This window comes from Streptococcus mitis (genome assembly GCF_946190325.1).
GTDB lineage: Bacteria > Bacillota > Bacilli > Lactobacillales > Streptococcaceae > Streptococcus > Streptococcus mitis_CF.
On the sequence record NZ_CAMHZR010000002.1, the window covers coordinates 411,009 to 431,698 of the forward strand.

Below are 20,690 nucleotides of genomic sequence, written 5' to 3' on the forward strand. Positions count from 1 at the left end.
TCCTATATTTTTAAAAATAGGAGAGCCGGGCTAAGCCCCGCCCTCCTAGGTAATTACTATTTATATGAATTAAGCGTTGTCGCCTTCTACAACTTCAACGATTTCTTCGATTGAATCTGCTTGAGCTTCTGAAGCTGCAAATTCTGCTTCAACTGCTGCTGCATCTTCACCTTGACGTCCTTCGATGATAGCGTCAGCCAATTTAGCTGTGATCAATTTAACAGCACGGATAGCGTCATCGTTAGCTGGGATGATTACATCGATATCATCTGGATCTGTATTTGTGTCAACCATCGCTACAACTGGGATTCCCAATTTTTTAGCTTCTTTAACAGCGATTTGCTCTTTATGTGGGTCAACTACGTACATTACATCTGGAATACGAGGCATATCTTCGATACCACCCAAGAATTTTTCAAGACGTGCACGTTGTTTGTTAAGAAGTGCAACTTCTTTCTTAGGAAGAACTTCGAAAGTTCCATCTTCTTCCATACGTTTGATTTCTTTCAAACGAGCGATACGTTTTTGAATAGTTCCCCAGTTAGTAAGAGTTCCACCCAACCAACGGTGGTTGATGAAGTATTGACCTGAACGTACTGCTTCTTCAGCAACTGCATCAGCTGCTTGTTTCTTAGTACCAACGAACAATACAACGGCATCGTTAGCTGCTGCATCACGCATGAAATCGTAAGCTTGGTCAGCGTATTTAACAGTTTGTTGCAAGTCGATAACGTGGATTCCGTTACGCTCAGTAAAGATGTACTTAGCCATCTTAGGGTTCCAGCGACGAGTTTGGTGACCAAAGTGTACACCAGCCTCAAGAAGTTGTTTCATTGAAATTACTGCCATGAGTATTTCTCCTTTTTGTTTTTTTCCTCTTCTTGACTTCAACTCGCAAAACGACCCAAGGGCAACTGTTTCACAATTCATCAAGAATGAGTATTATCGTTCACACGACAAGTTTCATTTTACCATACTTTTTCAATATTTTCAAGCTATTTTAGCAGATTTTTAAAGTAAGGGAATTTCTGCTAACTTCTCAAAGTAACTTCCACTTAGCTGTCCGAAGTGGAAATTAGTCTAATCCTTTACTTATGGAGAAGGGTTGATTCCTAAGCTTCTTGGAATTTCTAAAATACCTGCAAAAGACGTCTTTCAGTCTTATAAATTACTCTAATCTAAGTTCTAAAAACTAACCTAAAAAACTATTCAAACGTTTCAGATGATGAGATTTTGTGCGCTCTTTTTTTCTATTCATTTCGGCTACAAAAGCGATGAAATCATGCGTTATTAAAACTCTAAATTTAAAGCATCCCAACATATACTGCTGGGATGCTCTAATAGCTAAATTTTTTAAAATTTAATATAGCGGCAAAATCATTAGTTTATTTTATCTACTTCGAAGTTTCTTACGAATTTTATAAGCTAGATTAAACAAAAAATATAATGAACTAGTTGGATAATTAAACTCACCAGCAAATTCCTCAATAGTAGGATTAAACTTAGATTTAAAGTTAATTAACCCACCCTCTAAATTGTTTTCAATTCCACCCATATTATGAGTCTCAGCCCCTCGTTCAAAAGAATGTTGAGCTGTCTCAAACCATGTAGGAATAGCAGGTTGATAGTGTCTAAATTCTTCATTCATTCCAGCATATAAGTTCTCAGAAGTTTTCCCAAATTCGATAGTTAAAGTACCAGATAATGGGACAACACTGTCCCCTCTGCCAATATGGCTCTTAAGAAAAGAAATTTCTTCCTCTAATCGTTTTCTCTCTTGCTGATTCTCTTTTATTTTACCTTCTTTCGTTTTATCTGTAAACTTCTGCGCTGTTTTTAGATTCTTTTCGAGTTGCCGCTCAACTTCTTTCAGTCTATTAGGTAGATCTAAATAGCTCAGTGTGATAAAGGAGTGGTCAGGATAAGTATCCAGTAACTTCTGATAATAATCTTTGCCTCGTAAATTGATATTCTTGCGAGACTCTGTTTTCTTCATTAAAAATGAAAATTCATCTAATAAATCAAGTCCACCAAACTTTACTTCCAATCCTTTATTTCTTGCAGTTCGGATAGCCTGTCTAGTAGACTTAGAAAGTTGATCCAGTGAGAAATTTTCTTTATGAATATTAGCTTGAAAACGTGGTTGTATATTTTCTGCCATATCCTTTGTTAAGCCTGTCCAATAAACTTTATTTTTTTTCAGTTCTTCGACAATTGCTAAAGTCATAGAATTTTGGACAGTTTCTTGGTCAATAAGACCTCTACTGATAAATAAACTTGGGTCAAATTTAACCATTATTGCATGGTTTTTTTTAGCAAGTTTTTTCAACGTTAAAAGAACAAATTTCAGAAGTTCTTTATCTTCATAGTCAATTACTGGACCTCGTGGAATATAAAACATAGAGAATCCTAATGGTAGCGGTTGAATTAAGATATTTGCTACTCCAACTAATTGATTATCTTTATAAAAGCCAACTCTCTCGTTCCCCCAAGTATCCTTTATCTTGGACCAATCACTACTCTGCAATAAATTTCCTTGAGGATGATTTTCTAAAAATAAATCCCACTCTTTAACATCAACATTTATTTTATACCTAAACATAACTTCAACACCGACTCCCTTAGAAACCATTTTTTATTAACATGCTACACTCGTACTAAATTTCTACGTTTCATTTTACTTTAATTAAATAATTATAAAAATAGAAAATAAGTTCAAGTAATTATATAATGAAATTAATTTTTCCAGCACTATACAAAGGGTGAGATTAATAAGATCTCACCCTTTGTATAGTAATAATCAGTATATTAGTTTGGATAAATGTATCTTACAGTACCTCTTGATGCTGTCGGATTAAACCATCCACGATAATTTCCGATTGGTTGAGTTCCACTTCCATCATAGTTACACTCAGAAACTTGAATACGAGTTGATGATTCAACTGCTGTAACAACTGCTACGTGACCGTATCCTCCATCATCCCAACATGCAATCGCGCCAACTTGTGGTGTAGAACCTGTACGGAAACCTGCAGCTGCTGCACTTGCAGCCCATTGACCGCCATTACCCCAGTAATCACCAGCCCATGGTGCTAAAGTTTTTACTCCCCATGTACATTGACCTACAGGATAGCTTGATGCATTTGTACTGTATGTCGGACGTTGTTTCACTGGTGCAGGAGTATAGCTTGTTGATTCCGCTGAAGCACTACTTGAAGATGATTCAGACGAACTAGATGACGAAGAAGTAGTTGATACTGCTTGAACTTCTGCTGTAAAAGTTGTATTTCCAGAAGCAACGACTTTTTGTTGTTGACTTGCTTGTTTAGCTTTATAAGCTGCTTCTGCTTCTGCTGCTGCTTTAGCTTCTGCTTCTGCTGCAGCTTTTTTCTCAAGTAAACTTGCTTTTTCATCCTCTGCAGTAGCCTTTTCAGCAGCAAGATTCAATTCTGCAGCTTTCAACTCAGCTTGTTTTGTAGTTAATGATTGAGCATCATCAGCTAGTTTTTGCTGATTTGCAATAACTGTATTAATTGCATCATTGTTTGCTACTTGTTTTTCGGAAATAGCTTTTTTATCTTCTTTTTGTTGTTCCAACATTTTGTTGTTTGCAGATACGATTTCACTCATTGCAGCAACACGTGAAATAGCTTCTGTAATTGATTTTGAGTTTACAATTGTATTAATGTAATTTGTTGCAGCTCCATTTGTTTGAGCACTACGAGCTTGTTTTTGTAATGAATCATTGCGAGATACAATATTCTTAGAAAGTTCTGTAATTTCACCCTCAAGCTTTTTAGATTCTTCTTGTAGTCTATCATTTTCAGATTGCAAGTTTGATTGCTCTGTTTGAATAGCAGATACTTGCTCCTGAACTTGATCAACTTGTTTTTGGGCTTCTTGTTGTTGTGCTGTTAAGTTGCTAATTTTATTATCTTGAGCAGCAATTTTGTCATCAGTAGTTTCTGCATGCGCAGTTGTTAAAACAGCTGCTTGAGAAACCATTACTGTACTTAGTAAAAGTGACGCTAAGATTTTTTTCTTCATATTTCGTAGATACTCCTTCTTTTAAAGACATTACTAGTATACCAAAAAAAGGCCTAATGAATATTACGCCTTTGTTACATTTTTATTTCTTTCTTATAGGTAAAATTTTTCAAAAATAAACTGAAAAATAATCATCCATATAAGGTTTAAAATCATTGATGGTACTAAACTATAGACTATAAACAAAGACATACTATCCACAGTTAAACCTACCACTAACGCAAGTATATAAGTTCCCATCTCAAATAGAAAAGTCATGACAATAATTGCCAGCATTCTCGTCCAACGATTCAATAAAATAACACTATTAAATTTATGGAGAAATGCCCCCAACAAGACAAATAACATAATCGCAATCCCTATCAAGTGGAAAAAGTAAATGTCATAAACCAAACCCACTACAAAACAATAAGCTAAATAGAGATACTCTGATACTTCAATCGTCTCAAATAAGAGAAACAAAAATAGAAAATGACTGGCCAACTGCACGTGGGGAAAAAATGAGCCCAGAAGCTGGCTAATATGGGCATCAATTAGAACAAAGAAAGGAAGCAATAAAAATACTCCAACCCGCTTCAACTGTCTCATTATGAATTCCCCACTAATTCTATCACATTCACATTATGAGTATCTGCACTCAATTTAACAGTTACTTCTCGTGTCAAGTAGTCCGTACTATGTGTTGTAGCAACCACTTCACCAACAGGAATATCAGCAACGTTAAAGTTTCCTAATCCACCAGTGGTCACCTTATCTCCTGCACTAATATCGCTACTACTATTTAATTGACTAATTTTGAGAACTTCATTTTCCTTGTCATAGCCAACAATAATTCCATAAATTGTGGTAGAACCATGTTGAATTTTAACAGAAATCTTATCAGCATTTTCCGTATTTGTCAGAAGGTTGACCATAGTAGAATTCTCCTCTACTTTTGAGACACTCCCAACCAAACCACCATTTGCAATGGCTAACATGTTTTCAGAAGCCCCTTTTGATTTGCCTGCATCCAGGGTCAATTCCTGCTTCCAAGATACTGGAGAACGCATAATAACATCTGCTGCCAAAGTCTTTGTAGCTTGCAATTTGGACTTCATATCAAGCAATTGGCGCAGTTGTTCATTTTCCATCTTTAAACTTTCCGCCTCATTTGATTTAACTTCTAATTGGTAAATCTGTTTCTTCAAACTTTCATTTTCATTATAAGTGCGTGTCAAATGAGCCAAATCTGATTTGACAGAATCAAACCACTGAAAAGGTTTTTGCACAACCCTATCAACCACTGAGATTCCATCTCCTAATCTTGTCACAATTGTACTTGAATAAGTCGTCGCTAAGAGAGCTGACACAAGCAGAACAGTGACAAAAACAATAATGACATATTTTGATTTTTTAAAACGGTTCATATCCCTACCTTTATATCAAAAACTGTTACAGTAACTTTTTATCAATTCCTGAAAGCTACTAAGATTTTAAGAAAAATAAGCAACAACCAAGTATGATAATAACAAGAATGGTCAGCGTATCCTTTCGAGTCCATTTCAATTGTCGATATTGACTTCTGCCTTTTCCACCCTGATAACCACGCGCTTCCATTGCGATAGCCAAGGAATCCGCACGTTTTAAACTTGTCGCAAAAAGAGGAATCAAAATGGGAATCATAGCCTTCACCTTTTGAACAATACTTCCTTCTCCAAAATCCACTCCACGCGCTTTCTGTGCATTCATAATCCGCGTCGTATCATCCATCAAGGTTGGGACAAAACGCAAACTCATAGACAGCATCAATCCAATTTCATGAACTGGAACTTTCATACTCTTTAAAGGTGCTAATAGAGCTTCGACAGCTGATGCCAAACTTAAGGGCATGGTCGTTAAGGTTAACAAAGTTGAAAAGAAAATAATCAATACAAAGCGACAAAAGATAATTCCAGCTTGTTGCAAAGCATAATCCGTAATTCTCACAAACGAAAACTCAAATAAAACATTCCCATTAGAAATGAAAAACAGTTGAAAAATAGTTGTGAAGGCAATCAAGAAAAACATAGACTTCAAGCCCTGAATAAAAAATGAAAGAGATACTCCTGACAAAGCAATAAATATCCCTGTCGCTATAAAAAGAATTAGATTCGTCAAGGGATTATTAGCCCAAAAAACGATCAAAATCAGTAGCATCATAGCCAGTAATTTGCTGCGTGGATCCAATCGGTGAACTATCGAATCCCCTGGGATATAACGCCCCAAAATCATACTATCCATTTAGCGACTCCTTGAACTCCTCTATCTTAATCGGTAATCGTTTAAATGACACGCCTCTATCAGCCAATCGTTTACAAAAGGATGTAATTTTAGGTACTCCCAACTGCACTTCTTCCATAAAGACAACATCTTGAAAGACATCACTTGGTTTACCAAACTTAACTAAACGTCCCTTTTCCATCACATATACCTGGTTCGCATATTCAGCAACATCATCCATCAAATGCGTTACTAAGACAATGGTCATCCCTGACTGGTGGAGTTTTTTGAATAAATTCATCAGCTCTTTTCTTCCCAGGGGATCTAGGCCTGCTGTGGGCTCATCTAAGACTAATATGGCTGGTTCCATGGCAAGTATGCCTGCAATGGCCACACGTCTCATTTGTCCACCTGATAGCTCAAACGGACTGCGATCAAAAAGTGATTCATCAATTCCAACCAGAGCCAGTTTCTCACGCGCAATCTGCTCCGCATCTTCTTCAGAAACTCCAAAATTTTGCGGTCCAAAAGCAACATCTTTCAAAACCGTTTCTTCAAAGATCTGATTTTCAGCAAACTGAAATACCAAGCCAACCTGTTTTCTAATTTGACGAATATCTTTGTTTTTAGAAGTCGAGGTGATGAAGGTATCAAAAACCCGCACACTCCCTTGACTTGGAACCAATAAACCATTTAAAAGTTGTAAAATAGTTGATTTGCCACTACCTGTGTGGCCAATTAAAGCCGTATAAGAACCATCTTCAATCGTCAAAGAAACATCTGACAAAGCTGTTGAAGCTAAGGGAGTCCCTTCTTGATACGTAAAACTCACATTTTCTAGAGCAATTCCCATAGCTTATCCTCTAGCTCACTTTCTGTCAAATAATTTTCAGGTAAATCATAGCCATTCTGGCTCAAAGAATGTTTTAATTGATTGGCAAAAGGATCATCTAATCCAATTTGATCTAAATCATTTCGAGAGAAAAGTTCCCTTGGACTACTAGTTGATTCAATTTCCCCTTTTTTCATGACTAATACACGATCACTCATGGCAACTTCTTCCAAATCATGTGTGATGGAAATGACCGTCATATCATAGTCTTTCCGAATTCCTTTTACTGTCTCAATCAGTTCTCTACGTCCCTCAGGATCCAACATGCTCGTTGCTTCATCTAGTATTAAAATAGCTGGTCTTAGGGCTACAACACCTGCAATGGCCACACGTTGCTTTTGACCACCTGACAGACGAGCTGGCTCTCTCTTTTTAAAGTCCAACATGCCAACCAAATCCAGAGCTTCTTCCACTCTTTTTTTCATTTCTTGACGAGAAAGTCCCTGATTTTCCAAACCAAAGGCTACATCATCTTCAACAGTCGCTCCAACAAATTGATTATCTGGATTTTGAAAAACCATACCGATTTGACGACGTATATTCCAAACATTTTCCTCAGTCAAACGTTGGCCATCAATTACAATCTCTCCAGATTCTGCTTCCAGTAAACCATCAATTAATCGAACCGTCGTTGATTTACCACTACCATTATGCCCTACAATCGAAAGCCATTCTCCACGTTTCACGTGAAACGTAATATCCTTCACATCATAGTATTCCTGATTTTCCTTATAACGAAAAGAAAGATTTTTTACCTCAATTATTGATTTCATTTCGAACCAAATGTCCCTTTAAATACATAGGCACTACCCTTGAAATAATCATAGCCAGAGTAGATAGTGAAAAACAAGGCTACATAAAGTAGAACTTGGCCAATCAAAGTCCAGTGTAATAGCAAGAAAATAATGGCAAACATCTGACTGAAAGTTTTAATTTTTCCAGGCATTGCTGCTGCTAAAACCGTCCCACCAGTTTCAACCAATAAAAGCCTTAAACCTGTCACAGCCAACTCACGACAGATAATCACTGCAACAATCCAAGCCGGAGCCATTCCTAACTCAATCAACATAATAAAAGCCGACATAACTAGTAACTTATCCGCCATGGGATCTGCAAATTTACCAAAATTACTGACCACATTCCATTTACGAGCTAAATATCCATCTAAATAATCTGTAATACTGGCAATAGCAAAGATAATAGCTGCTACTATATGACTCTCTATCGAATTTCCTACCGTTAAAATAAAGATAAAAATAGGTATAAAGAGAATTCGACCTATTGTTAAGAGATTGGGAATTTGTTCTTTTTTCATTCGTTTTTCCTTAATTTTTAGTAAAGGTTACAGTGATTTGTCCAGTCTGAGCTGTTAATTTCGATAAATCAACAGTCTGATTATCTACTGTTAAAGCGACACCTTTGACAACACCTAAAGTAATGGTGACAGAATTTTTAGTTGAAACTGTTGTTTCTGCACTTTTATTATCAGGTGATAAGGTCACCCCACCCTCAAGCTCACTTTCTGAAACACTAACCCAACTTCTAGCATCTGAGACTGATAATTGTAATTTTGCAGTTTCCTTGCTCGTTTTATAAGCAACTTCTACTCGATTTCCTTCACCTGATACACTTATAGCTGGTTCCATATTAGAAGAGCTACTTGATGAACTACTACTTGAGGATGAAGTTACAGAACTAGTTGAGCTTGTTGCTTGGACTACACTATAACTAGACGCAGATGAACGCTCTGGTTGAGTCTGGAGATAATTCCAAACATAATAAGTCACAAAAATGACAATCGATAGTGCAAAGAGTATAAAATAAAATAAAGGCAAAAATGATGTCTTATTTTTCTTACTTGAACGTCTCCTACCTGTCAACTCGTCTTCATCAACATCTACTTCCTCATAAGTAATCATGCTCCCAGAATCATAAGCGTCCAAGACAATTCGCTCATCTAGCTCAACTGCCCACGCATACTTTCTCAAAAAAGAACGAGTATAAAATGGACTAGGAAGTTGATCAAAATCATCAGCTTCCATCGCTTCCAACATATCCAGCTGAATTTCTGTTTTTTTGTGTAATTCTTCTAAAGTCAACCCTTGGTTGGTTCTAGCTAAACGTAAAACCTCACCAATTGTTTTTTTCCTCATACTTGTCATTCCTTCTTTCTAGTATCGATTATGATAGGTTACTACGATGGGAATATTGTAAAATCAACTATATCACCATCATCTATTAAATGATGTCCAGCATCAAGGACATCCTCTAAAGTAATTTCCTGTAAAATTTTTGGCAAATCAAAAATTGTCTCACCATTTTCAAAAGCATCATATTGCGTTGCAATAAATTCAAGAGAGTTCATGCTACTGAAAAATTCTCCAAACATCTCTCTTTTAATAATATCTAAATGATCCTCTGTAATATCTAAATCCTTTGTAAAATTACGAATAGCCTTTTTAAACTGATGAGATAAAGCAACTGGCTCTTTTGTATCCATTGTCAACATAACAAAATGAAAGCGACTTGTTACTTCAACTTCAAGAGATAAGGACGCATCAATTTTACCTGATTCATATAACTTTTGAAAACGATCCGAAGTCCAACCAAACATCATTGCAAACAATAATTTTAATAAAATATGATGTCGATAGCAATCATCCTCAGCAACATCTTGTTTACCTCTAACACCAATCGCTAGTTTAGGAGAAGATACTTCCATTCTCATACTGTCTGTTTGCTTTACATCTTTTAAAACAAACTTTTCTCTTGCTACTTCCTGAACATCTAACTCTTCCAGTTCTTTTCTTTCAAAATAGTCCTGTACTTGATTCACATCAAAATTACCAACTAAAAACAGAGACATATTTACAGGTTTGTAAAATCTTGTAAAATTTTCTTGCAAATTAGTTAGATTAATTTGGGAAATTGACTCCTCACTTCCAACTATATCAGTTGCTAAAGGTGTGCCAGGATACAAATTCGCTAAAGTTGAAAAGAATAAACACGAATCTGGATCATCTTGATACATTTCTCGTTCTTGCTGAATAATATCCTGCTCTCTTAAAATGGAATCTTCAGTAAAATGTGCTGATGTTACCAATTCATCAAGTAAGTCTAAATTTTCTAAAAAATGATCCGTTGCTGAAAAAAGATAACTTGTTTTTGTAAAGCTTGTAAAGGCATTACTATCTGCACCTAGACTCGTAAAAGCCGACATCAAATCGCTAGCATCTTCTCTCTCAAATAATTTATGTTCAAGAAAATGAGCAATTCCTCCAGGATATTCTTTTACATCTCCGTAAACTTCTGTGACAAGCGTATCTACCGAACCAAACTGTACAGTTACACTCCCGTAAACCTCTTTAAATTCCTTTTTAGGCAAAAGAGCAACTGTCAATCCATTTGACAAACGAGTTCGATAAACCATTTCTTTTACAGCTGGATAGTATTTTTCTTCAAAAACAACCTTTGTCATTCTATTCCTTCCATAAAGTAAATCGCCTGTAGTTTCACATTATTAGCTGCTCTACAAATAGCATCTTTGTCAACTTGCTCGAGTTTTGCAATCCAACTTTTAAAGTCTGCTGAAGATTTTCCAAGTAAGGCATTTTGATAAGCACGTTCAATCAATGAACTTTGATTATCTTGAGAAAGTAACAGATACCGACGAATCATTTCCTTTGTTTGCTCTAACTCAAGCTCTGTAAAATATCCTTTTTTTAAATCAATCAGTTGATTATTCATCATTTTACGAGCCTGGTTACGATTTTCTCGATCGATACCAGCATACATCCTCAAGTATCCACTAAACAAATCAAGCTGACTTGAAATAGTGTAAGCCAATCCAGCATTTTCACGGATGTTTGTAAAGAGCTTAGAGTGAGCAAATCCACCAAGTAAACCATTCATTACAATCATGGGTAAATGTTGCTCATCACCATATTCAGAAGGGCAATGATAGCCTAATTCCAAAATGGATTGTCCCAAATTTTTCCGAACCATACCTTCCTGAAGGATATTGGAATAAGGTTGACAATACTGAACCATCACATCTCCTTTTCGACCTTTAAAGTCAAATGATTCTAATACATTTTGAATTTCAACCTCATTAAAATCACCTAGGAAAAAGAAATCTATTCGATCATTGGCCAAAAATTCTTGGAAACAAGAATAAGAACTTTGTGGAGTTTCAGCTAAAATACGATTTCGTAAATCACTATATTCCAATCTGAGACGTTCATCATGAAAAAATAATTTATCCAATTCTTTATGTGCAAAATAAAAAGAATCATCCATATCAGTTGCTAAACTTGCTAGCAATTGTTTTTTCTCAATTTCAAATAAGGCCGAATCAAACCCATTATCAACTACTACGGGGGAAAAAAGAGTTTCTTTTACTAGTTCCAAAACCTGAGAAGTTAGCACATTTTTCCTACTTAAAAACTCATCACGAACATAGGTGAATGTCAATTCTACAATATGACTTTGCCCTCTTCTGAAACAATTGGTTGACATATCTGTACCGTATAGACTGGCTAAATGTCTTCTCAAATCTTGAGAAGTGGGATACATCTGATTAGCAGTCTCTAGCATACTCGCACTCAACATGCGACCTGAAATCGTATCGAGGGATAATGGAGCGGTAAAACGCACGGCGATTTTGTTCGTTTTAAACTTTTTTGATTGGATAAAATGTGTTGAAATTCCATGCACTAACTCCATGATTTACCTCCTTATATACAGACTTCTATTATATCACGAAAACCTGAAATTTTCTTGTTCTCTGTAACACTTTTGAAATAAAAATCGCTTACATTACTCCTTGTTTCTCTCACTATTTTTAGGAAAATATGGTATAATACCAAAGATTGAGGTGAATTATGGAATACAAATTATTTGAAGAATTTATTACCCTCCAAGCACTACTCAAAGAACTTGGAATTACACATAGCGGAGGAGCTATTAAATCATTTCTCTCTGAACATTCTGTTTACTTTAATGGGGAATTAGAAAATCGTCGTGGTAAAAAACTTCGTATTGGTGATAAAGTTGACATCCCTGACATGAATATTGACATCTTGTTGACACAACCTACTTCTGAAGAACAGGATGAATACCAAGATGATAGAGTTGAAAAAGAACGAATCGCTAAACTTGTCAAGGAGATGAATAAGAGAGTAAAGAAAGACAACTCTAAACCTACTTCATCACCAAAAAGCAAACAAGCTCCACGATTCCCTGGTAGATAATCATGTGGCTACAACACCTATCTCTCAAATCTTTTCGTAACTACAAAGGGACGAAAATAGACTTTAATCCTAAATTAAATGTCTTTTTAGGACGCAATGCGCAAGGTAAAACAAATATATTAGAGGCTATCTATTTTTTAGCCTTAACACGTAGTCATCGGACTCGAACAGATAAAAATCTCATTCATTTTGACGAGGAACAACTTCATCTTTCAGGTCTTGTTCAGAAACAAACGGGATCCATTCCTCTCGAAATCGAACTAACACAAAAAGGGCGTGTGACAAAAGTTAATCACTTAAAACAGGCACGACTTTCAGATTATGTCGGACACATGAATGTTGTCTTATTTGCTCCTGAAGATTTACAACTAATTAAAGGAGCACCTTCGGTTCGACGAAAATTTATTGATATGGAGCTTGGGCAAATTAAGCCAATCTATTTATCAGATTTAACCAATTATAATCATATTCTTAAGCAAAGAAATACCTATCTAAAATCAGCTCAAAAAATAGATGAAACCTTCCTTTCAGTACTAGATGATCAGCTAGTCGATTATGGATGTCGTGTAATGAATCACCGCTTAGATTTCATAAAAAAACTAGAATCATTTGGCCGTAAGAAACATTTTGAACTTTCTAATCAGATTGAAGAGTTGTCAATATCCTATCAATCTTCTGTAAAGTCAACTGACAAAGAAGACTTATCAGAATCTTTCAAAATTGCTTTAGAAAAAAGTAGGTCCAGAGATTTATTTAAAAAGAATACTGGTGTTGGGCCTCATCGAGATGACATTTCTTTTTATATAAATGGGATGGATGCTAGTTTCGGAAGTCAAGGCCAACATCGTAGTCTCGTCCTTTCTATAAAATTAGCAGAAATCGAATTAATGGAAAGCATTACTACAGAATGTCCAATATTACTGCTTGACGATGTTATGAGTGAACTTGACAACACTAGACAACTAAAATTATTAGAAACGATTTCTCAGTCAATCCAAACCTTTATTACAACAACAAGCTTAGACCATCTTCAAAATCTGCCAGAAAATCTAAGTATCTTCACTATTCAGGATGGTCAAGTTACTGTAAATCAAAATTGACAACATCGTAAAAGAACTCCTGTTTTCACGGGAGTTCTTTTCATTGTTTTTTACATAGAATAATTTGGTGCCTCATTCGTAATTTGTACATCATGAGGATGGCTCTCTTTCAAACCAGCACCAGACATTTCAATAAATTGAGCGTTATCGTGTAGTTCCTTAAGGTTAGCTGCACCACAGTAACCCATACCAGAGCGAATACCACCAATCATTTGGAAGACAATATCAGCTGCCGCTCCTTTATAAGCAACACGACCTTCAATTCCTTCGGGAACGAGTTTGTTTGCTTCGTTGACAGAGCCTTGGAAGTAACGATCGCTTGAACCTTTCTTCATGGCAGCGATTGATCCCATACCACGGTAAGTTTTGAATTTACGTCCTTGGAAGATTTCAGTTTCGCCTGGAGCTTCATCAGTTCCAGCAAACATAGATCCAAGCATAACAGCATTTCCACCAGCCGCAAGTGCTTTTACAATATCTCCAGAATACTTGATTCCACCGTCAGCAATGATAGTCTTACCATATTCACGCGCAACAGCTGCAGCATCGTAGATAGCTGTTACTTGCGGAACACCAACACCTGCAATCACACGAGTAGTACAGATAGAACCTGGTCCAATACCAACCTTGACAACGTCTACACCCGCTTCATAAAGAGCACGGGCACCCTCAGCTGTTGCAATATTTCCAGCAATCAAAGTACGATCTGGGAAGTGAGCACGAATCTCAGCAATTTTACGCAAGACACCTGCAGAATGACCATGTGCAGTATCAATAACAATCGCATCCGCTCCTGCTTCAAAAAGAGCCTCTGCACGTTCAAATGTATCTGAAGTAACACCTACTGCACCTGCAACTAATAGACGACCAAACTCATCTTTAGCAGCATTTGGAAACTCAATAACTTTTTCAATATCTTTGATAGTAATCAAACCAGAAAGACGACCTTCTTCATCTACCAAAGGAAGCTTTTCAATACGGTGTTCTTGAAGAATACTCTCAGCTGTTGCAAGATCTGTACCCACAGGAGCAGTAATAAGATTTTCACTGGTCATATGATTTGAGATTGGTTGGTTATAGTCTGAAATAAAACGAAGATCTCGGTTTGTCAAAATACCAACCAATTTACGATTTTCAAGTGTTTCAACAACTGGAACACCACTGATGCGGTAACGACCCATAAGCTCATCTGCTTCAGCAATTGTATGTTCAGGCGTCAAGAAGAACGGATCAATAATAACTCCATTTTCAGAACGTTTTACCTTGCGAACCTCGTCTGCTTGTTGAGCAATTGACATGTTTTTATGGATAACTCCGAGACCGCCTGCACGAGCAATAGCAATGGCCATTTGACTCTCTGTAACTGTGTCCATGGCAGCGGTAATAATTGGGATATTTAAAGTCAAATTATCTGCCAATTTAGTTGTTAAATCTGCATCGTTAGGCAACACATGACTTTCAGCTGGAATAAGCAATACATCATCAAAGGTAAAACCTTTTTTCAAAAATTTAGTGTCCCAATTAGACATTCGAAGTTTCCTCTTTTCTTTCTTTTTGAGCTTGACTCTTTTTATATTGTATCTATCATACCATTCTATAAAAATTTGTCAAATATTACAGGGGTAAATAAAAAACTATCTTTTCTTTGAGATAGAAATGATAGTTTCTTGTAAAATAAACTTAGTTAAAGTAATGAAGTCCCATTGCTCCTTTAACCTCAGATAGGGTTTGACCCGCAACTTCACGCGCTCTTTCACTACCTTTTTGAAGCATATTATAAACTTCTCCCATATCCTTAGCAAATTCAATACGGCGCTCACGAATAGGACCCAGTTCACGTTCTAATATTTCAAGTAGATAACGCTTGGTCTTCACATCACCAAGACCACCTCGTTGATAATGTTCTTTCATGTCAGCAATTTCTTGAGCATCTTCTAGACGACCAAAAACATCTAGATAATGGAAAACCATATTTCCTTCAATTTTACCTGGATCCTCAACGCGGATATGATTTGGATCTGTATACATACTCATTACTTTTTTACGCAAAGTATCCGCATCATCAGCTAAATAAATACCATTATTGAGTGATTTAGACATTTTAGCATTCCCATCTAAACCAGGCAAACGCCCTGCTCTCTCATTTTCTGGATAAATACCTTCCGGTTCTACCAAGACATCACAGTTATATGCATTGTTAAAAGAACGAACAATTTCACGAGTCTGCTCAATCATTGGTTTCTGATCTGTCCCAACAGGAACATAGTTGGCCTTAAAGGCTGTGATGTCAGCTGCTTGTGCAATTGGATAAACCAAAAATCCTGTTGGAATGCTTTCTCCAAATCCCTTCTGAGCAATTTCTGTCTTGACAGTTGGATTGCGCTCCAAACGTGCTAATGACACTAAATTCATATAATACATAGACAACTCAGCCAACTCTGGAATCTGGCTTTGAATAAAAATAGTTGACTTACTTGGATCCAATCCAACTGCAAGGTAATCCAAAGCCACATTTCCGATAGACTCTACAATGGTTTGAGGGTCTTTAGCATGATCTGTCAAGGCTTGTTGGTCAGCCAAGAACACAAACATATCATACTTATCCTCTTCCTGTAATAATACTCGATTTTTGAGACTTCCAACATAATGTCCAATATGCAATTTTCCTGTTGGACGGTCTCCTGTTAAAATAATGGGTTTAGTCATTTTGTTCTCCTTCGATATAGTCCCTTCAATTATAGCATTTTTTTAATGAAATAACCGTAATTTATCAAAATAAATCAGCCTTGCTATTTACGGATTTGTGTAAAGTATGCTGTAAATTTAATTTACACAAAATTGACAGATAAAAATTTGAATATTTCCGTATTTTCTAGTAGAATAAATATATTACATATATAGGAGAAAAACATTGCTTACAGTATCTGATGTTTCACTACGTTTTAGTGATCGCAAACTTTTTGATGATGTCAATATCAAATTTACAGAAGGAAATACTTACGGATTGATCGGTGCTAATGGTGCCGGAAAATCAACCTTTTTAAAAATTTTAGCTGGAGATATCGAACCTACTACTGGTCACATCTCTCTTGGTCCAGATGAACGTCTCTCTGTTCTTCGTCAAAATCACTTTGACTATGAAGATGAACGTGCCATTGATGTTGTTATCATGGGAAATGAAAAACTTTATAGCATCATGAAAGAGAAAGATGCCATCTACATGAAGGAAGATTTCTCAGACGAAGATGGAGTGCGTGCTGCAGAACTTGAAGGAGAGTTTGCCGAGCTTGGAGGATGGGAAGCAGAAAGTGAAGCCTCTCAACTCCTTCAAAACCTAAATATCCCAGAAGAATTGCACTATCAAAATATGAGCGAATTGGCCAACGGTGAAAAAGTAAAGGTTCTCCTCGCCAAAGCACTTTTTGGTAAACCAGATGTCCTTCTTTTGGACGAGCCGACCAATGGTTTGGATATCCAATCAATTACATGGCTAGAAGACTTCTTGATTGATTTTGATAACACCGTTATCGTAGTATCCCACGACCGTCACTTCTTAAACAAAGTATGTACTCACATGGCCGACCTTGACTTCGGAAAAATCAAACTCTATGTCGGAAACTATGACTTCTGGAAAGAATCTTCTGAGCTCGCTGCTAAATTGCTAGCAGACCGTAATGCTAAAGCAGAAGAAAAAATTAAGCAATTGCAAGAATTCGTAGCTCGTTTCTCTGCTAATGCTTCCAAATCAAGACAAGCAACATCACGTAAGAAAATGCTTGATAAGATTGAGCTAGAAGAGATTGTGCCATCTAGTCGTAAATATCCATTTATCAACTTTAAAGCGGAGCGTGAGATTGGTAATGATCTCCTGACAGTAGAAAATCTAACTGTAAAGATTGATGGTGAGACTATTTTAGATAATATCAGTTTTATCTTGCGTCCAGGTGATAAGACAGCTCTTATTGGTCAAAATGACATCCAAACGACTGCATTAATTCGTGCAATCATGGGTGACATTGACTATGAAGGAACTGTCAAGTGGGGAGTAACTACTAGCCGTTCTTACTTGCCAAAAGATAACTCGGCAGATTTTGCAGGAGGAGAGTCAATCCTTGACTGGTTGCGTCAATTCGCAAGTAAAGAGGAAGATGACAATACTTTCCTACGTGGCTTCCTCGGTCGTATGCTCTTCTCTGGAGATGAAGTTAACAAACCTGTAAACGTTTTGTCAGGGGGAGAAAAAGTGCGTGTCATGCTTTCAAAACTTATGCTCTTGAAATCAAATGTCCTTGTACTTGATGATCCAACCAATCACTTGGACTTGGAATCTATCTCAAGCTTGAATGATGGATTGAAAAACTTTAAAGAATCAATCATCTTTGCTAGCCATGACCACGAGTTTATTCAAACTCTAGCTAACCATATCATTGTCTTGTCCAAAAATGGCGTCATTGACCGTATCGATGAAACCTATGATGAATTCCTAGAAAATGCAGAAGTACAAGCAAAAGTAAAAGAACTTTGGAAAGACTAAAAACTTCAAAACTCAGCTGGATTAACCAGCTGAGTTTTCTAACATTTTATGAGGTAACATGAAATTATTTTTTAAAACATATTGGACCTATTTTGTTTCTTTCATCATTCCCTTATTGATTATGACAGGAGTATATCTATCTCAAGGTATCTACTGGAACAGCGATACATCTCCACTATTAGGAGATGGGTTTCATCAATACGTTATTTTTGATGTAACTTTACGAAATATCCTACATGGAAATGGTAGTCTGTTTTACACCTTTACAAGTGGCCTCGGATTAAATTTCTATGCCCTATCTAGTTATTACTTGGGAAGTTTCCTTTCACCTCTAGTTTACTTTTTTAATCTGTCGAATATGCCAGATGCTGTCTATCTGACAACTCTCTTAAAATTTGGATTGATTGGACTGTCAACTTACTTTAGTTTAAATAAACTATTTCAATCGATTCCCAAGCCTTTAAAACTAGCTTTATCTACTTCCTATGCTCTGATGAGTTTCTCTGTTAGTCAACTAGAGATAAAAACTTGGCTAGATGTTTTTATCTTAATTCCTTTAATTATAACTGGTTTACACCTACTTATAACTGAAAAGAAATTCCTATTGTACTTTACAAGTCTGTCAATTTTGTTTATTCAAAATTATTATTTTGGCTATATGACAGCATTGTTTCTTATTTTCTGGTATCTTTGTCAAATTTCGTGGGACTTTAAAACACGAAAATCATCGGTTCTTGATTTCATAGTCACCTCCTTTTTAGCTGGTATGGCTAGTTTGATTCTGACTCTTCCTACTCTATTTGATTTACAGACACATGGGGAAAAATTGACAGAAGTTACAAAGTTTCAAACTGAAAGTAGCTGGTATCTTGATCTCTTTGCCAAGCAATTCATTGGTTCATTCGATACAACAAAGTATGGGGCTATCCCAATGATTTTTGTTGGACTGCTTCCCTTTGTTTTAACCATTTTATTTTTTACGATGAAATCTATTAAGTTTCACGTGAAACTTATCTATGCAATTTTCTTTGCATTTCTAATTGCAAGCTTTTATATAGAAGCTCTTGATTTATTTTGGCAAGGTATGCATACTCCAAATATGTTTTTACATCGCTATGCTTGGATTTTCTCTACCTTGTTAATTTACACAGCAGCAGAAGTCTTAAATCGTCTGAAAAAAATTAAAGTCTGGAATTTTTTAGCTTCGATTTTTCTTGTTGTAACAGGATTTTTAGCTACCATCTATCTAAAATCGCATTATTCTTTTTTAACAGATTTGAATATTCTACTTACTCTTGAATTTTTAGTTGTCTATTCTCTTTTACTCCTTGCAGTTATCAAAAAGTTTATCTCTGTAAATCTATTTGCTATTCTAATCTCTTTATTTATAATGGTTGAAATGAGCTTAAATGCTTCATCTCAAATGGACGGAATTGCTAAGGAATGGGGATTTGTTTCTCGAAGTGCTTATAATCGAGATATCCCAGCTATGGAATCTTTTTCAACATATATTGGAAATCAATTTACTCGTACTGAAAAACTAGAAATTCATACAGGAAATGACAGTATGAAATTCAACTACAATGGAATATCTCAATTTTCATCTGTTCGAAATCGTTCAGCAAGCTCTACTTTGGATAAACTTGGGTTTAAATCCTCTGGGACTAATCTCAATCTCCGCTATGCAAATAATAGTATTTTGGCTGATAGTTTATTTGGTATCCAGTACAATATCTCAGACAGTCCTATTGATAAGTATGGTTTTAAAGATATCTATCAAAAAGATAATCTTACCCTATATGAAAATCAATTCTCTCTTCCGATTGCATTTGCTAGTCAATCTGTTTACAATGATGTCAAGTTCAATGAACACACTTTGGATAATCAAGCCTCGTTTTTAAATCAACTTGCTAACGTCGATTTTGATTATTTTTCTCCAATCCCTTATGAAAAAACAGAAAATACTAATGATTTGATTAGTGTCACAAATTTTTCAAATGAGGATGCAGCAATCCAGTATCAAATTGAAGTGCCAGAAAACAGCCAAGTTTATCTTTCTTTCACAAACCTTCACTTTTCTAATGACAAACAAAAAAAGGTGGACATTCTTGTCAATGGGGAAAAGAAAACTTTTACAACTGATAATACATTCTCCTTTTTTAATCTAGGCTATACAAAAGAGAAAAAAACTTTCAATATTACTGTTAGTTTCCCTGGAAATTCACAAGTATCATTTGAATCTCCTACCTTCTACCGTTTAGATACCCAAACTTTAACTGAGGCAATTCAAAAAATTAAAGAACAACCAGTAACAGTATCGACTTCTAAAAACAAGGTTTTTGCTACATATGATGTCCAACAAGATACGTCTATTTTCTTCACCATTCCTTATGACAAAGGTTGGTCTGCCTACCAAGATGGTAAGAAAATAGAAATTAAACAAGCTCAAACTGGCTTTATGAAAGTTGACGTTCCTAAGGGGAAAGGAACTATTACACTTTCCTTTATTCCCAATGGGTTTATTACTGGAGCAATCTGTTCATTTACTTCTCTCTTACTATTTGGAATCTATAATCACAGACGAAAGTCATCTAAGGCATAAAAAAATCGACCAGTTAATCGGTCGA

General features: G+C 36.0%; 18 protein-coding genes. 4 read left to right on the forward strand and 14 right to left on the reverse strand.

Annotated elements, in window-relative coordinates:
• Nucleotides 1-69 precede the first annotated feature (69 nt).
• The 12 genes from rpsB to yfmF form a co-directional block, all read right to left on the reverse strand.
• Nucleotides 70-849 carry a 30S ribosomal protein S2 gene (gene rpsB / locus N8M95_RS04935; protein WP_000268459.1) on the reverse strand — a complete coding sequence of 260 codons (780 nt, stop codon included), beginning with the start codon at nt 847-849 and terminating at the stop codon, nt 70-72.
• A gap of 541 nt (nt 850-1,390) precedes the next feature.
• Nucleotides 1,391-2,602, reverse strand: a complete 1,212-nt coding sequence (locus tag N8M95_RS04940) for an aminoacyltransferase (RefSeq protein WP_261116743.1) — start codon at nt 2,600-2,602, stop codon at nt 1,391-1,393.
• Nucleotides 2,603-2,808: 206 nt separating this feature from the next.
• The gene (gene pcsB, locus N8M95_RS04945) at nt 2,809-4,047 is read right to left on the reverse strand and encodes a peptidoglycan hydrolase PcsB (protein ID WP_020902292.1); all 1,239 of its coding nucleotides are present in this window, start codon (nt 4,045-4,047) and stop codon (nt 2,809-2,811) included.
• Nucleotides 4,048-4,140: 93 nt separating this feature from the next.
• A complete protein-coding gene (gene mreD / locus N8M95_RS04950; RefSeq protein WP_261116722.1) occupies nt 4,141-4,635 on the reverse strand; it encodes a rod shape-determining protein MreD in 495 nt (164 codons plus the stop codon).
• Nucleotides 4,635-5,453 (reverse strand): rod shape-determining protein MreC, encoded by an 819-nt coding sequence (gene mreC / locus N8M95_RS04955; protein ID WP_120719054.1) that lies wholly within the window; start codon nt 5,451-5,453, stop codon nt 4,635-4,637. Before mreC ends, mreD begins: the two co-directional genes overlap by 1 nt.
• Nucleotides 5,454-5,511: 58 nt before the next feature.
• On the reverse strand, nt 5,512-6,306 hold the full coding sequence (locus N8M95_RS04960; protein ID WP_000377896.1) for an energy-coupling factor transporter transmembrane component T family protein: 795 nt from the start codon (nt 6,304-6,306) through the stop codon (nt 5,512-5,514).
• Nucleotides 6,299-7,138, reverse strand: coding sequence for an energy-coupling factor transporter ATPase (locus tag N8M95_RS04965; protein WP_261116723.1), 840 nt, complete (start codon nt 7,136-7,138; stop codon nt 6,299-6,301). Before N8M95_RS04965 ends, N8M95_RS04960 begins: the two co-directional genes overlap by 8 nt.
• Nucleotides 7,123-7,950 (reverse strand): energy-coupling factor ABC transporter ATP-binding protein, encoded by an 828-nt coding sequence (locus N8M95_RS04970; protein WP_261116724.1) that lies wholly within the window; start codon nt 7,948-7,950, stop codon nt 7,123-7,125. Before N8M95_RS04970 ends, N8M95_RS04965 begins: the two co-directional genes overlap by 16 nt.
• The gene (pgsA, locus tag N8M95_RS04975; RefSeq protein WP_020900979.1) at nt 7,947-8,492 is read right to left on the reverse strand and encodes a CDP-diacylglycerol--glycerol-3-phosphate 3-phosphatidyltransferase; all 546 of its coding nucleotides are present in this window, start codon (nt 8,490-8,492) and stop codon (nt 7,947-7,949) included. Before pgsA ends, N8M95_RS04970 begins: the two co-directional genes overlap by 4 nt.
• Before the next feature lie 10 nt (nt 8,493-8,502).
• Entirely contained in the window at nt 8,503-9,330 is an 828-nt protein-coding gene (rodZ, locus tag N8M95_RS04980; protein WP_261043568.1) for a cytoskeleton protein RodZ, read from the reverse strand.
• Between the two features lie 41 nt (nt 9,331-9,371).
• Complete coding sequence (yfmH, locus tag N8M95_RS04985) at nt 9,372-10,655, reverse strand: EF-P 5-aminopentanol modification-associated protein YfmH (protein ID WP_261116725.1); 1,284 nt, start codon at nt 10,653-10,655, stop codon at nt 9,372-9,374.
• Nucleotides 10,652-11,902 (reverse strand): EF-P 5-aminopentanol modification-associated protein YfmF, encoded by a 1,251-nt coding sequence (yfmF, locus tag N8M95_RS04990; protein ID WP_261116726.1) that lies wholly within the window; start codon nt 11,900-11,902, stop codon nt 10,652-10,654. The genes yfmH and yfmF overlap by 4 nt, the downstream gene beginning before the upstream one ends.
• Nucleotides 11,903-12,060: 158 nt before the next feature.
• On the opposite strand from yfmF, the gene yaaA reads away from it, so the two are divergent.
• Nucleotides 12,061-12,429 carry a S4 domain-containing protein YaaA gene (gene yaaA, locus N8M95_RS04995; RefSeq protein ID WP_020902300.1) on the forward strand — a complete coding sequence of 123 codons (369 nt, stop codon included), beginning with the start codon at nt 12,061-12,063 and terminating at the stop codon, nt 12,427-12,429.
• A 2-nt stretch (nt 12,430-12,431) separates the two neighbouring features.
• Complete coding sequence (gene recF / locus N8M95_RS05000; protein WP_020902618.1) at nt 12,432-13,529, forward strand: DNA replication/repair protein RecF; 1,098 nt, start codon at nt 12,432-12,434, stop codon at nt 13,527-13,529.
• A 50-nt stretch (nt 13,530-13,579) separates the two neighbouring features.
• Here recF and guaB read toward each other — a convergent pair whose 3' ends face one another.
• Nucleotides 13,580-15,058, reverse strand: a complete 1,479-nt coding sequence (gene guaB / locus N8M95_RS05005; protein WP_000073401.1) for an IMP dehydrogenase — start codon at nt 15,056-15,058, stop codon at nt 13,580-13,582.
• A gap of 151 nt (nt 15,059-15,209) precedes the next feature.
• Nucleotides 15,210-16,235, reverse strand: coding sequence for a tryptophan--tRNA ligase (trpS, locus tag N8M95_RS05010; protein ID WP_020902301.1), 1,026 nt, complete (start codon nt 16,233-16,235; stop codon nt 15,210-15,212).
• A 205-nt stretch (nt 16,236-16,440) separates the two neighbouring features.
• Here trpS and N8M95_RS05015 point away from each other — a divergent pair, with 205 nt between their 5' ends.
• Nucleotides 16,441-18,063, forward strand: coding sequence for an ATP-binding cassette domain-containing protein (locus N8M95_RS05015; protein WP_000958774.1), 1,623 nt, complete (start codon nt 16,441-16,443; stop codon nt 18,061-18,063).
• A 58-nt stretch (nt 18,064-18,121) separates the two neighbouring features.
• A complete protein-coding gene (locus N8M95_RS05020; RefSeq protein ID WP_261116727.1) occupies nt 18,122-20,665 on the forward strand; it encodes a YfhO family protein in 2,544 nt (847 codons plus the stop codon).
• Nucleotides 20,666-20,690: the final 25 nt, after the last annotated feature.

Excerpts from the sequence above, each read along its gene's own strand:
- rpsB (WP_000268459.1), bottom strand. The coding sequence starts at position 849 with ATGGCAGTAATTTCAATGAAACAACTTCTTGAGGCTGGTGTACACTTT.
- N8M95_RS04940 (WP_261116743.1), bottom strand. The coding sequence starts at position 2,602 with ATGTTTAGGTATAAAATAAATGTTGATGTTAAAGAGTGGGATTTATTT.
- pcsB (WP_020902292.1), bottom strand. The coding sequence starts at position 4,047 with ATGAAGAAAAAAATCTTAGCGTCACTTTTACTAAGTACAGTAATGGTT.
- mreD (WP_261116722.1), bottom strand. The coding sequence starts at position 4,635 with ATGAGACAGTTGAAGCGGGTTGGAGTATTTTTATTGCTTCCTTTCTTT.
- mreC (WP_120719054.1), bottom strand. The coding sequence starts at position 5,453 with ATGAACCGTTTTAAAAAATCAAAATATGTCATTATTGTTTTTGTCACT.
- N8M95_RS04960 (WP_000377896.1), bottom strand. The coding sequence starts at position 6,306 with ATGGATAGTATGATTTTGGGGCGTTATATCCCAGGGGATTCGATAGTT.
- N8M95_RS04965 (WP_261116723.1), bottom strand. The coding sequence starts at position 7,138 with ATGGGAATTGCTCTAGAAAATGTGAGTTTTACGTATCAAGAAGGGACT.
- N8M95_RS04970 (WP_261116724.1), bottom strand. The coding sequence starts at position 7,950 with ATGAAATCAATAATTGAGGTAAAAAATCTTTCTTTTCGTTATAAGGAA.
- pgsA (WP_020900979.1), bottom strand. The coding sequence starts at position 8,492 with ATGAAAAAAGAACAAATTCCCAATCTCTTAACAATAGGTCGAATTCTC.
- rodZ (WP_261043568.1), bottom strand. The coding sequence starts at position 9,330 with ATGAGGAAAAAAACAATTGGTGAGGTTTTACGTTTAGCTAGAACCAAC.
- yfmH (WP_261116725.1), bottom strand. The coding sequence starts at position 10,655 with ATGACAAAGGTTGTTTTTGAAGAAAAATACTATCCAGCTGTAAAAGAA.
- yfmF (WP_261116726.1), bottom strand. The coding sequence starts at position 11,902 with ATGGAGTTAGTGCATGGAATTTCAACACATTTTATCCAATCAAAAAAG.
- yaaA (WP_020902300.1), top strand. The coding sequence starts at position 12,061 with ATGGAATACAAATTATTTGAAGAATTTATTACCCTCCAAGCACTACTC.
- recF (WP_020902618.1), top strand. The coding sequence starts at position 12,432 with ATGTGGCTACAACACCTATCTCTCAAATCTTTTCGTAACTACAAAGGG.
- guaB (WP_000073401.1), bottom strand. The coding sequence starts at position 15,058 with ATGTCTAATTGGGACACTAAATTTTTGAAAAAAGGTTTTACCTTTGAT.
- trpS (WP_020902301.1), bottom strand. The coding sequence starts at position 16,235 with ATGACTAAACCCATTATTTTAACAGGAGACCGTCCAACAGGAAAATTG.
- N8M95_RS05020 (WP_261116727.1), top strand. The coding sequence starts at position 18,122 with ATGAAATTATTTTTTAAAACATATTGGACCTATTTTGTTTCTTTCATC.